We start from the raw sequence: 12,568 nt of genomic DNA, 5'->3' as shown, positions 1-12,568 counted from the left end.
GACGGTCCTTTCGACCTCGGCACGTCCGACGATCTGCGCGATCCGTCCGGCGAACGCGGTCCGAGCGGCATGCGCGCCGCCCCGTGTGCGTGGGCTTGCGTCCGGCTCCAGCCGTACCCGTGCGCAGCGGACCGGCTGCCGGGCCGCCCTGCCCGAGCGCCCGGACGGTAAGGGATCCGCACCCGCAGTCCGGTGGGGCAGGCTTCGGCCGGTCGGGACGATCGCTGCCGCGCCCTGTGGCCGGGCATGAACGCCCGGACCGGGCCGGCGGCGGCCGGAGCGCGCGGCCTCGTCCGCCACCGCCATCCCGGTCAGGAGAACAACGCCCCGGTCCGGCATGGGCGGTGCCGGGCCTTGTCGGCGTGGCATGACCTGAACCGACAGTGTGTCAGTCGCGGTCAGCACATGGGTTTCCACCTTCAGTCGAACCCTTTCGAAAACATTTCGGCCCTCGGTGGGGTCTTTAAGAGCCGTCGCAGCTCAAGACTATGCAGCTAGCTGCAGACCTACAACGTGTCTGCACGTACCTTGACAGGGTGTCAGGTCGAAATCTAGCTTGCACGGACGGAGCTCGAAGAACGCTATTCCGAAAACCTTTCACCCTGACTCACGAGAAGCAGATGGCTCTCGAGTGCGGAGAAAAGACATGGCGCTCTCCCGACGTACCCTCCTCGGCCTGGCCGCCGGCGTGCCGGTCTCCGCGGCACTGGCGGCCTGCGGCTCGTCCGGCCCCGGCAAGAGCGGCAACGGGGCCACGTACTGGTACCTGAACGGCCAGCCGCAGGAAGGTGTCAGAGCCGGAGCTGTGGACGCGTTCAACAAGGCCCGCCCGGACGAGCGGATCGCGGACACCACCTTCCAGAACGACGCGTACAAGACGAAGATCAAGACCGCCATCGGTGCGGGGCAGGCGCCCACCATCATCTGGGGCTGGGGCGGCGGGACGCTGCGCACCTATGCGGAAGCGGGCCAGGTCGAGGACCTCACCTCGTGGTTCGACGAGCACTCCGAGGTCAGGAAGCGGCTGTTCCCGTCCTCGTTCGGCGCGGCGACCGTCGACGGCAAGATCTACGCGATGCCGTGCGAGACCGTGCAGCCGATCATCCTCTACTACAACAGAAAGGTCTTCGACCAGGTCGGTGTGGAACCACCGCAGTCCTGGGAGGACATCATGGCGCTGGTGCCCCGGTTCAACGCCAAGGGCATAGCACCGTTCTCCCTCGGTGGCCAGTCCCGGTGGACGAACATGATGTGGCTGGAGTTCCTGTTCGACCGCATCGGCGGTCCCGAGCTGTTCCAGGCCATCGTCGAGGGCGAGAAGAACGCCTGGTCCCACCCGGACGCCATCACCGCGCTGACCAAGGTGCAGGAGCTGGTCGAAGCCGGCGGGTTCGTCAAGGGCTTCTCCTCGATCACCGCGGACTCCAACGCCGACCAGGCGCTCCTGTACACCGGACGGGCCGCGATGATGCTGCAGGGGGCCTGGTCGTACGGCATCCAGAAGACCGACGGCGGGGACTTCGTCCCCAGCGGCGCGCTGGGCTTCATGAACTTCCCACCCGTGGAGGGCGGCAAGGGCGATCCGAGCGGCGCCGTCGGCAACCCCGCCCAGTACCTCTCCATCTCCTCGAAGGCCAGTGCCGAGCAGAAGAAGGTCGCCAAGGACTTCTTCGCCACAGGCGTCCTCCAGGACGACGAGGTGAAGAAGTGGATCGGCAACGGGTCGGTCCCGATCCGGCTGGGTACGGAGAAGCTGCTGGCCGCCTCCGAGAGCGCGGACTTCCTGCGGTTCACCTACGACCTCGCCAGCAAGGCCGAGGTGTTCACCCAGTCCTGGGACCAGGCGCTCAGCCCGACGGCCGCCGAGACCCTGCTGGACAACATCGTCAAGTTGTTCCAGCTGTCCGTCTCACCGGAGCAGTTCGCCCGCAACCTCAACGCGGTCACGGGCAAATGAGCGCGCTCACCGGCCGTCCGCCGCGTCGCGAACCACGCAGCATCCTGCCGTGGCTGGCGACACCGGCGCTGGTGGTCTTCGTCGGCTTCGCCGTGATTCCGCTCGTCGGTGTCTTCGCGCTGAGCTTCACCACGTGGGACGGGATCGGCGCCATCCAGCCGTCGGGGCTGACCAGCTGGCGTGCGGTGCTCACCGACCCGGGGCTGCCGCACGCCCTCTGGGTGACGTTCCTGGTGATGGCCGTGTCCTGGGCCGTCCAGACGCCGCTGAGCATCCTGATCGGCACGTTCCTGGCAGGCCGCCAGCGCTACCGTGCGGTGCTGAGCGTGGTGTACTTCGTCCCGGTGACGCTCAGCTCCGCGGCGATCGCCATCGCGTACAAGGCCCTGCTGGACCCCAACTTCGGGCTCGGCGCCGGGCTGAAGATCCAGGTGCTCAGCCAGGACTGGCTGGGGCGGCCCGGGCTCGCGTTCGGGGTCGTCGTCTTCGTCGTCTCCTGGCAGTTCGTGCCGTTCCACTCCCTGATCTACCAGGGTGGGGTCCAGCAGATTCCGAAGTCCCTGTACGAGGCGGCGCAGCTGGACGGAGCCGGACGGATCCGGCAGTTCTTCAGCATCACGCTGCCTCAGCTGAGATACACCATCATCACCTCGTCCACCCTGATGGTGGTCGGGTCGCTGACCTTCTTCGACCTCATCTTCATCCTGACCGAGGGCGGACCCGGCGACGCCACCCGGGTCCTCGCACTGGACATGTACAAACGGGGATTCCAGGCCAGCCTGATGGGACCGGCCAGCGCCATGGCGGTCATCCTCGTCCTGGTGGGTCTGGCCCTCGCCCTGCTGCTGCGCCGTCTCGGAGGCCGGGACGCCGGCGCGAGCCAACTCGAGGGGGCCTGACGTGACCATCACGCCGACCGAGACGCGACGACCGCAGAAGGGCACCCTCCGCGAGCGGCAACGCCACTCCCGTCAGGCGGCCCGCCGGCGCAACTGGGCCGGCGGCGTGGCCGGATGGCTCTGGTTCGTCGTCGTCGCCGTGCCCCTGTACTGGACCCTCATCACCAGCTTCAAGGCCCAGAGCCGCTACTACGCGAGCAACCCGCTGGTGCCTTCGGGCGACCCGACACTGGAGAACTACCGGCTGGTCGTCGAGTCCGATTTCCTCCGCTATTTCGTGAACAGCGTCGTGGTCACCGCCGGCGCCGTGGTGCCGGCGGTCCTGTTCTCCTTCATGGCGGCCTACGCGATCGTCCGCGGCTGGCGCATGCGGGTCCTTCGCGCCATGAACGGGCTGTTCCTCATGGGCCTGGCCATCCCCCTGCAGGCGACGGTGATCCCGGTCTACCTGATCATCATCAGACTGCGTCTGTACGACAGTCTGCCGGCGCTGATCCTCCCGGCGATCGCCTTCGCCATCCCGCTGTCCGTGCTGGTGCTCGCCAACTTCATCCGCGACGTGCCCAAGGAGCTGTTCGACTCGATGCGGGTCGACGGCGCCACCGAATGGACGACCCTGTGGCGGCTGGCGGCACCGCTCACCCGGCCGGCCATCCTCACCGTGACCATCTTCAACGCGCTGACCATCTGGAACGGATTCCTGCTGCCGCTGGTCCTCACCCAGAGTCCCGGCCGCCGGACCCTGCCGCTCGCACTGTGGACCTTCCAGGGCCAGTACGGGGTCAACGTCCCCGCCGTTCTCGCCGCCGTCGTCCTCACCACACTGCCCGTCCTCGTGCTGTACGCGTTCGGCCGCCGTCAACTGCTGAGCGGTCTGACCGCCGGATTCAGCCGCTGACCGGCGCTGACGTTGACGCCGTGGCCGACCTGTCCCGCCTCGAGTCCTGCCGTCTACCTGTTCGCCCGTCGCGCCCCGGTCGAGGGTCCGCTGGGCGTGGGAGGAAAGTGAACGCCGACGTGGCCGTTGAGAACACCCCCGGAACCGCCCCCTGGAACGACCCCACCGTTTCCGTCACCGAGAGGGTCGACGCGCTGATCGACGCGATGACCCTTCAGGAGAAGACCGCCCAGCTGTACGGAGTGTGGGTGGGCGCCTCCGACCAGGGCGGTGAAGTCGCCCCCCATCAGCACGAGATGGAGGAGGCCGTCGATCTCGACGCGCTCCTGCCCACCGGACTGGGCCAACTGACGCGGCCCTTCGGCACGGTCCCGGTCGACCCCGCCCTGGGGGCGCTCTCCCTGGCCCGCACCCAGGCCCGGATCGCCGCCACGAACCGGTTCGGCATCCCCGCTCTCGCCCATGACGAGTGTCTGGCCGGCTTCGCCGCCTGGGGGGCGACGGCCTACCCCGTTCCGCTGTCCTGGGGCGCCACCTTCGATCCGGACACGGTGCGGCGCATGGCCGCCGCCATCGGCCGCGACATGCGTGCCGTCGGTGTCCACCAGGGACTCGCGCCCGTCCTGGACGTCGTGCGCGACGCCCGCTGGGGCCGGGTCGAGGAGACCATCGGCGAGGACCCGTACCTCGTCGGCACCATCGGGACGGCCTACGTGCAGGGCCTGGAGTCCGCCGGGATCGTCGCCACCCTCAAGCACTTCGCCGGCTACTCGGCCTCGCGCGCCGGCCGTAACCTCGCTCCCTCCTCGGTGGGCCCGCGTGAGCGCGCCGACGTCCTGCTGCCTCCCTTCGAGATGGCGATCCGCGAAGGCGGTGCCCGGTCGGTGATGAACGCCTACACCGACACCGACGGCATGCCCTCCGCGGCCGACGAGGACCTGCTCACCGGGCTGCTGCGCGACACATGGGGCTTCGACGGCACCGTCGTCGCCGACTACTTCGCCATCGCCTTCCTCAAGACCCTGCACGGCATCGCGGACGACTGGGCCGACGCCGCCGGCACGGCGCTGCGCGCGGGCGTCGACGTCGAACTGCCCAATGTCAAGACGTACGGCGTGCCCCTGACCGAGGCCGTCGCCGACGGCCGCGTTCCGGAGGCGCTGGTCGATCGCGCCCTGCGCCGGACACTCACCCAGAAGGTGCTGCTCGGCCTGCTCGACCCGGACTGGAACCCCGTGCCGGCCGCGCTCGACGGGGCGGACCTCGACGACCCGGCCGCGCTGCGCGGCCGGGTCGACCTGGACGGACCGGAGAACCGCGCACTGGCCCGCACGGTCGCCGAGAAGGCGGTCGTGCTGCTGAGCAACGACGGCACCCTGCCGCTCGTCAGGCCACGCCGCATCGCCCTGCTCGGTCCCAACGCCGACGAGCCCACTGCCGTACTGGGCTGCTACTCCTTCCCCCAGCACATCGGCGTCCGCCACCCCGGAACCCCACTCGGCATCGAACTGCCCACGCTGCGCGACACGCTCGCCGCCGAGTTCCCCGACGCAGAGATCGTTCTCGCCCGCGGCACCGGAATCGACGACGGGGATACCTCCGGCATCCGCGAGGCCGTCCGGGTGGCATGCGAGGCCGACGTCGCCCTGGTGGTGCTCGGCGACCGCGCCGGGCTCTTCGGGCGGGGCACCAGCGGCGAGGGCTGCGACGTCGAGACGCTTGCGCTGCCCGGCGCGCAGCAACAACTGCTCGACACCCTGCTCGACCTGGAGACACCCGTGGTCACCGTGCTGCTCGCGGGACGACCGTACGCCCTCGGCCGCGCCGTGGAGGAGTCCGCCGCGATCGTGCAGTCCTTCTTCCCGGGTGAGGAGGGCACGCACGCGATCGCCGGGGTGCTCAGCGGCCGTACCAACCCCTCCGGACGTCTCCCCGTCAGCGTGCCGCGCGGGCCGGGCTCCCAGCCGGCCACGTACCTCGGAGCGCGGCTCGCTCACGCCAACAAGGTGTCCTGCGTCGACCCGACCCCCGCGTTCGCCTTCGGCCACGGCCTGTCCTACACGCGGTTCGACTGGACGGACCTGGCCGTGGACGTCCAGGAGGCTTCGACCGACGGCGAGTTCACCCTCGCCTTCACCGTCCGCAATACGGGCGGGCGGTCCGGCACCGAGGTCGTCCAGGTCTATCTGCACGACCCGGTCGCCTCCGTCGTCCAGCCGGTGCAACGCCTCGTCGGCTACGCCCGGGTCGAACTGGAGCCGGGCGAGGCCCGGCGCCTGCGTGTCACGGTCCCGGCCGACCTCGCCTCCTTCACCGGACGCGACGGCCGGCGCGTCGTCGAACCGGGCGAGCTGGAGGTGCGGCTGGCCGCCTCCAGCGCGGATTTGCGCCTGACGGCCAGGGTCGCGCTGACCGGAGCCGAGCGCCACGTGGACCACACGCGGCGCCTGCACGCCACGGTGGTGCAGGAGTCGGCCGCCCGGGCGTGAACCGGGCGTGCGGTGATCCGGACCGGGCACTTCCGGGAATCCGCTGAGACGCCCCTGCTGTCTACCGTGACGCCCATGGCGTTCCTTTCCTGCCTCCACCGTTTCCATCAGCGGCACCCCTGGAGCCACAACGACCGTTACGGCCCCTGGATCGCCGGCCGGGTGGCCGCGTCCGAAGCCCGCCACGTCCTGGACATCGGATGCGGCGCGGGGAATCTTGTCGCGCTTCTGCGTCGCCGGGCGGTCACCGTCACCGGGCTCGAACCCGACCCCGGGATGGCGCGCGCCGCGGCGAAGCGCTTCGCCGACGATCCCGCGGTCACCGTCGTGGAGGCCGACTTCGCCGGGCGCGACCCGCACCGGCGCTTCGACGCCGTCACCCTGGTCGCCGTCCTGCACCACCTGCCGCTGGAGCCCACCCTGCGGGAACTGCGCCACTGTCTCACTCCGGGCGGACGCCTCGTGGTCATCGGCTGCTACCGGGAGGCCGGACGCGTCGATCTGCTCGTCTCCCTGCTCGCCCTGCTCGCGAACCCGGTCATGGGCCTCGTCAAGCATCCGGCCCGCGCCGCCGCACTGCCCCTGCACATGACGGCGCCCACCACCGCTGCGCGCGAGACCCTGGCGGACATCCGGGCTGCCGCCGCGCGGGAACTGCCCGGCGCCCGGATCCGGCGCCGCCTCTTCTGGCGCTACAGCCTGGTCTACGACGCCCCCGCCGAGCGCTGTCCGACATGACCCCCGCGAACCGCTTGAACAATCCCTTCCCACGGTGTCCCGCCAAACCGTCGAGCGCTCCCCCGGGAACACGACCCGCGCACCCCGTGGAGTGGTATGCCTTCGCCCCGCTGACCTGGCCGATGAGGGCCTCGGTGATCTGACGGGTGGTCTGCGCGGCGACCCGGGGGTTGACGGCGGCGCAGTAGGTGCAGGCGTTCGGGGCCGTGGCCAGCGCCCAGCCGTGGCCCCGGATCCAGGTGGCGTCGTCCGTTCCGAGCGCGGCGCGGAAAGCGGCCCGGCTCCCCGCCGACAGCAGGTGAAGGCGATCACCAGGTCGCAGGCCGGGTCGCCGATGCCGAGCCCGCCGAAGTCGATGACCGCGCTGAGGCGGCCGTCGACGGTCAGCAGGTTGCCGGTGTGGAAGTCGCCGTGGAACCGAACCGCAGGACCGTCCCGTCCGGGGGCACTGATCGCCGCTTCCCACAGGTCGGTCATGGCCGCAGCGTCGAACACGCCGTCGATCTCCGCGATGGCGGTCCGCGTCGCCCGGTCCCGTGCGACCAGCGGCCCGGCGGTGAGATCCCCGCGGGCGCCCCGGGCCGGAATCTCTCCGGGCGCGAACCGTTGGAGAGCGGTCAGGAACCCGGCCAGTTCGACGGCGGCCTCGGACGAATCCGCCAGTGCCTCGACAGTCGCCACCTCGCCGTCCAGCCAGCAGGAGACCGCCCACGGTCACGGATAACCGAAGTCGGGCTCCCCCACCCCCACCGGCACGGGGACGGCCGGCGGCAGGTGAGGGGCGAGCCGCGGCAGCCACTCGGACTCCTTCCGCGCCTGCCCGAGGGCACCGGCACGGCGGGGCAGCCGGACGGACGACTCCTCACCCAACCGGTAGGTCACATGGTCCGAGCCGGCCGGGTCGAGCAACTCCAGGGGCAGCCCGGCCCACTGTGGGAACTGCGTATCGACCAGGCGCCTGACCAGCGCGGCATCGATCGCGGGGCGGATGTCCACGGTTCTCTCGGTTGCCAGGAGCAGCTCCTGGAGCCGGCTCGCCCGTGCGGCAGGCGGTCGGGGCCATCACAGCGCGTCGCAGGTCTCCTGCCGACCGGATTTCCCCCGCCGCGTACCTGCCGACCTCACGTCCGCACGAGGCACGCGCCGCCTACGGAACCGCTCCCGACGCCCGCCGGTTCGCGACCGTGCTCACGGCCGTCGCCCCGTCCGCCACCGGAGCGTCCGCGGGTTTCACCTACCTCGTGAAGCTGCTGGGCGACGTGAGCGGATTCTCCCCGAGCAGGGTCGACACCCTGCTCGGGGCGTTCGGTGTCGCCTGTCCGGCCGGGGTGGCCATCACCGGGGCACTGATCGACCGCTTCCCGCACGCGGTCCTGGCCACAGCCGTGGCCACACGGGCCGCAGGCATGCTCGGTCTGTATGCGGCCGGTACCCACCCGGTGGCGGCGGTACTGTTCCTGGTACTGGTGGGCGGCGCCCTCGGGCCGGTGTTCATGGCCACCCAGAACGAGATGCTGCACTGCGCACCGGGCCGTACCGACACCGCCCTCGCGGCGAACTCCGCTGCCTACAACATCGGTATCGCGGCCGGCGCCGCGCTCGGAGGCCTGCTCCTGCCGCTCGCCGGCGTACGGGCCGCGTTCCTCTCCGGCGGGCTCTTGACCATGACGGCCTGCGCGGTGCTGCTGTGCGGGCGACGTCGCCCGCAGGCCATGACGACATCGGACGAGTGAGACGTGACGTCTGGGACGAGATGCCCGCCCCAGGCAGACGAATTGCGGCTGGGCTTTCATTTCGGCCAGGACGAGTATCCGGTGTTCTCCGTCGGTTGTCCCATGGTGCCGGGGCCGATCTCCGCGAGTACGGCGGAGATCGGCCCCGGCACCGTAGGACGCGCGCGTCAGACGGTGAAGACGCGTTCGGCTTCGTCGCGCCGGGTGTGCAGCTCCCAGTAGAGGGGGGCGACTTCCTCGGCCGGGGCCGCCGGTACTCCGGGCGGGCCGTCCGTGCCGACCCAGACGCCGATCGCGGCGTGTGCGGCCTGGACGCCGGTGCCGGTCAGTTCCTTGTGCAGGGCGAGAACCCAGTTGCGCAGTGCGGCCTGGGCCGCGTTGAGGTTGCCGAGCATGGGGTTGGGGTCGAGGGAGCCGGCGCCGTTGGTGTAGAGCAGGGTGCCCGCTTTCGCCTCGCGCATGGCGGGCAGCACGGCCCGGGTGGCGGCGATGGCCCCGTAGAGCAGGAGCTGCATCGCCCACTGCACGTCGGAGGGGTCGGTCTCGGACGGAGCGGTGAGTGTCGTGGAGTGCAGGCTGCCGGCGGGGGAGTACTCCAGGACGTCTGTGCCGTCGAAGCGGATGGCGGCGTCCTTGAGCGCCCGGGTGAGCGCGTCATGGTCGCATACGTCCGCGGGGAAGCCGGCGGCGGTGATGTTCTCGGCCTCGAGTCGGGCGGTCAGGTCGTTGAGTTTGTCGCTGTCGCGGGCGATCAGGGCGACGTCGAAGCCGCGGGCGCCGAAGGTACGGGCGATGGCCAGGCCCATACCGGGGCCGGCTCCGACGATGGCGATGCTGGGCACGGGCAATCCTCTGCTGGGAGATCCGTTGGGGGATGAGACCTGCGGATTGCAGGTGTCTGGTAGCTGGGCCCGAGCCGCTCCTCGAACTGGCGGCGGCAGGCTGGAGCCGCCTGGCCATGGACGCGGTCGCCAAGCGCGCCGGCGTCGGCAAGGCCGCTCTCTACCGGCGGTGGACGTCCAAGGAGGCCATGCTCCTGGACCTGGTGACCCGCCTGGTGCGCCAGGAGGTGCCCACGGCGCCCGACACCGGCACCCTGCCCGGCGACGTCCGCGGCTTCTTCGACGTGGCCACCACCCACAGCGCCGACCCCCGGGTCGTCCGGATCGCCGCAGACCTCCTGGGCGAGTCCGCGCGCAACCCCGCACTCGCCGAATCGCTGCGCATCGCCGTCCTCGCACCCCGCCGGGAGGCCGCCGCCGCCATCCTGCGACGCGCCGTGGACCGCGGCGAACTACCCACCGCACTGGACCGCGAACTCGGCACGGACCTGCTGATCTCCCCCCTGCTGCTCCGGCTGCTCATCCCCGGCGCACCACCCGTGGACGAGGCCTACCTGGACACCCTGACCGACGTCGTCGTCACCGGCCTCGCCGTCGCCACCCCGGGCGGAAGACGGACACGGCGCGGACCGAGTGGTCCTGTCTCCCCTGCCTCGACCAGCTGAACGAGCCCGATGCGCGAATCCGGCAGCGCACCACCCTGTCCTGCCAAAGCTGCCGCCCGGAGTTCCATCGAGCGGTGCCGACGTCTGAACGGCATCGACCCTGTGCGGTGTACCGCCTGGGAGGCGGGCCGGCAGCGCCGCCTGCGGCTCGTCCGGGCCCACCCCGCCGACGGCGGGCGCCTGTCGACGTAGGCCGGGAACGTCGTCGTCCGGGGCAAGGACCTCGGACGCGGGAGTGTCGACTCGCACACCTGGTCCGCCTCGACGCCATGGTCTCGCAGGACGACGGGAGCGCGGCCGATGTCCAGCCCGCGACCCGGGCCCTGACCGGCCTCGCCACCGCGTCCGGCAGCGGCCGGCGGGTTCCGCCGCTGCCCGGGATGCCGCCGCCCTCCGGCCTGTTCGGGGTCACCGACCCGGCGGACGCCGCCTGGGTGGCGGGCCTCACCGGAAGGCCGACCGGGACCCGGGCCCTCCTCCTTCGGACGGCCCGGCTCCCGGAGCGGTATGGGCACCGGCCGCGTGCCGTGAAGACGGGCATCCGCGAACGGGCGGACAGCGGCGGGCGAGGGGGAGGGGCTGCGGCCGGAGGCCGATGGGTCACCCCGCGAGGGCGTGCGCGAGGAGGGTCTCCGCTGCCGTCCGTGCGTGCCGGCCGTAGTCCGCTTCGTCCAGCACCATGGCCCGGCTGGCCGCCCCGTCCGCGAGGGTGACCAGCTGTTCGGCGAGTGCGGCCGGCTCGCGGCAGCCCAGCTCCGTCACCAGTGCGGTGACCAGCCCCACCATCCGCAGTTTCTGCTCGCGGGCGTAGGAGTGGACCGCGCTGTCCGGATCGGGAAACTCCGCCGCGGCATCGATGAACGGGCATCCGCGCACCGGTGCCGCGTCCGGCGCGGGCTGGTCGAACAGCCCGAGGATCCGCTCCCGCGCAGGGATGTCCTCGCGGGTCAGCACGGTCTCCAGGGTCGCCCCCGACGAGGCGAGATGCTGGAGGTGGGCGATCACCAGGTCGCTCTTGGTCCGGAAATGCGCGTAGAGCGTCCGCTTGGACACCGGTGCCGCCTCCGCGACCTGCTCCATGCCGGTCGCGTTGATCCCCTGGACCGCGAACAGCCGGGCGGCGGCTGCCAGGATGCGTTCCCGTCCGCCGCGCCCGCGCCCCCCGGAGGTCGTGGTCGTCGCGCTCATGCGCCAAGTATACGACTGCGTTTACCTCGGCGGGCGGCGTCTGCTAGGGTCCCGGCACACCCGCAAGGTAAACGGGTTCGTTTACATCGTTTGCTGTCGAGGAGTGTCTCATGAGCCTGCTGGTCCCCACCGAGCTGAGCGACTGCGCGGAGAAGCTGATACGCGGCCGTCACGCGACCCGCGCGTTCCGTCCCGACGCCGTGCCCGAGGACACGATGCGCGCGATCTTCTCGCTGGCCGGCGCCACGCCGTCCAACTCCAACGCGCAGCCGTGGCGGGTGGAGGTGGTCAGCGGTGCCGCGCGCGAGCGCCTGGCGGACGCCTTGCAGGCGGCCCACGCCGCACACCGCACCTCGGCCGACTTCCCGTATTCCGAGGACATGTACGCACAGGTGCACCAGGCGCGCCGGGCGGCGTTCGGCGCCCGTCTGTACGGAGCGCTGGGCATCGACCCCGACGATCACGAAGCGCGGGCAACCTACGACGCGCAGAGCCTGCGCTTCTACGGCGCGCCGCACGCCGCGTTCCTGTTCGTCACCGGGGACGGCGGGCCCCGGCTGGCCGCCGACGTCGGCGCCTACATGCAGACGCTGCTCCTGGCGATGACCGCGTACGGCGTGGCGAGCTGCCCGCAGGGGCTGCTGAGCTTCTACGCCGACACGGTCCGCGCCGAACTCGCGGTCACCGCAGGGCGACTGCTCGTGGGCATCTCCTTCGGCTACGCCGACGAGGCCGCGCCGGTGAACCACGTCGCGACCGGGCGGGCTGCGCTCGAAGAGGTCACGACCTTCCACGGCTAGGACCCGTCTTCGGAGATCGCCGACCGGTGGATCATGGTGGGGTGGTCCGCCGACATGGAATCACCGATCAGGAATGGGAGTTACTCGCTCCGCTGATCCCGCGGGCCGCGACGGGCCGGCCGCGGGTGGCGGACCGCCGGGTGACCGACGGCATGGTCCACAAGATCCGGACCGGGATCTCCTGGCGTGACCTGCCCGAACGGTTCGGGTCGTGGAAGAGGGTCCCCACCCTCCCCCCACGCTCGGCTTCGCCCGCGCGGGGGCGCCCCCGTCGCCGCTGTGCGCTCGACCGGGTCTTCACCCGGCGGGCCCTGCAGGAGAACCAGGCCCGGGCGGACGCCTTCGGGGACAACGACTGG

The 12,568-nt window shown here is 71.3% G+C and carries 10 protein-coding genes and 2 pseudogenes; 9 read left to right on the top strand and 3 right to left on the bottom strand.

Translation table 11 applies throughout. The annotated features are described in order from the left end of the window. Window positions 1-646 precede the first annotated feature (646 nt). The 5 genes from IE271_RS19280 (at window position 647) to IE271_RS19260 (ending at window position 6,981) form a co-directional block, all read left to right on the top strand. Window positions 647-1,957 (top strand): extracellular solute-binding protein, encoded by a 1,311-nt coding sequence (locus IE271_RS19280; protein WP_190191589.1) that lies wholly within the window; start codon window positions 647-649, stop codon window positions 1,955-1,957. Further along, a complete protein-coding gene (locus tag IE271_RS19275) occupies window positions 1,954-2,856 on the top strand; it encodes a carbohydrate ABC transporter permease (protein WP_190191588.1) in 903 nt (300 codons plus the stop codon). Before IE271_RS19280 ends, IE271_RS19275 begins: the two co-directional genes overlap by 4 nt. Before the next feature lies 1 nt (window position 2,857). Next, on the top strand, window positions 2,858-3,754 hold the full coding sequence (locus tag IE271_RS19270; protein WP_190191587.1) for a carbohydrate ABC transporter permease: 897 nt from the start codon (window positions 2,858-2,860) through the stop codon (window positions 3,752-3,754). Window positions 3,755-3,861: 107 nt separating this feature from the next. Next, window positions 3,862-6,243 (top strand): beta-xylosidase/alpha-l-arabinosidase, encoded by a 2,382-nt coding sequence (locus IE271_RS19265; RefSeq protein WP_190191586.1) that lies wholly within the window; start codon window positions 3,862-3,864, stop codon window positions 6,241-6,243. Window positions 6,244-6,318: 75 nt separating this feature from the next. Next, a complete protein-coding gene (locus IE271_RS19260) occupies window positions 6,319-6,981 on the top strand; it encodes a class I SAM-dependent methyltransferase (protein WP_190191585.1) in 663 nt (220 codons plus the stop codon). 118 nt (window positions 6,982-7,099) lie between these two features. On the opposite strand, the pseudogene IE271_RS19255 reads toward IE271_RS19260, so the two are convergent. Continuing rightward, window positions 7,100-7,995: pseudogene (locus IE271_RS19255) on the bottom strand (aminoglycoside phosphotransferase family protein); the annotation flags it as partial. Window positions 7,996-8,021: 26 nt separating this feature from the next. Here IE271_RS19255 and IE271_RS19250 point away from each other — a divergent pair. Next, window positions 8,022-8,714, top strand: coding sequence for an MFS transporter (locus IE271_RS19250; protein WP_308435189.1), 693 nt, complete (start codon window positions 8,022-8,024; stop codon window positions 8,712-8,714). Window positions 8,715-8,881: 167 nt separating this feature from the next. Here IE271_RS19250 and IE271_RS19245 read toward each other — a convergent pair whose 3' ends face one another. Further along, window positions 8,882-9,556 carry an SDR family NAD(P)-dependent oxidoreductase gene (locus tag IE271_RS19245; RefSeq protein WP_190191583.1) on the bottom strand — a complete coding sequence of 225 codons (675 nt, stop codon included), beginning with the start codon at window positions 9,554-9,556 and terminating at the stop codon, window positions 8,882-8,884. A 32-nt stretch (window positions 9,557-9,588) separates the two neighbouring features. On the opposite strand from IE271_RS19245, the gene IE271_RS19240 reads away from it, so the two are divergent. After that, the gene (locus tag IE271_RS19240; RefSeq protein WP_190191582.1) at window positions 9,589-10,221 is read left to right on the top strand and encodes a TetR/AcrR family transcriptional regulator; all 633 of its coding nucleotides are present in this window, start codon (window positions 9,589-9,591) and stop codon (window positions 10,219-10,221) included. Window positions 10,222-10,821: 600 nt separating this feature from the next. On the opposite strand, the gene IE271_RS19235 is transcribed toward IE271_RS19240, so the two are convergent. Beyond that, window positions 10,822-11,409 (bottom strand): TetR/AcrR family transcriptional regulator, encoded by a 588-nt coding sequence (locus IE271_RS19235; RefSeq protein WP_190191581.1) that lies wholly within the window; start codon window positions 11,407-11,409, stop codon window positions 10,822-10,824. Window positions 11,410-11,519: 110 nt separating this feature from the next. On the opposite strand from IE271_RS19235, the gene IE271_RS19230 reads away from it, so the two are divergent. Together IE271_RS19230 and IE271_RS43980 are read left to right on the top strand one after the other, a co-directional pair. Continuing rightward, window positions 11,520-12,209, top strand: coding sequence for a nitroreductase (locus IE271_RS19230; protein ID WP_190191580.1), 690 nt, complete (start codon window positions 11,520-11,522; stop codon window positions 12,207-12,209). A 26-nt stretch (window positions 12,210-12,235) separates the two neighbouring features. Continuing rightward, window positions 12,236-12,421: pseudogene (locus IE271_RS43980) on the top strand (transposase); the annotation flags it as partial. Between the last annotated feature and the right edge of the window lie 147 nt (window positions 12,422-12,568).

It is taken from the genome of Streptomyces minutiscleroticus (genome assembly GCF_014650875.1).
GTDB lineage: Bacteria > Actinomycetota > Actinomycetes > Streptomycetales > Streptomycetaceae > Streptomyces > Streptomyces minutiscleroticus.
The sequence above is the reverse complement of the archived record's forward strand: the minus strand, read 5'-3'. Positions and strand labels throughout refer to the sequence as shown.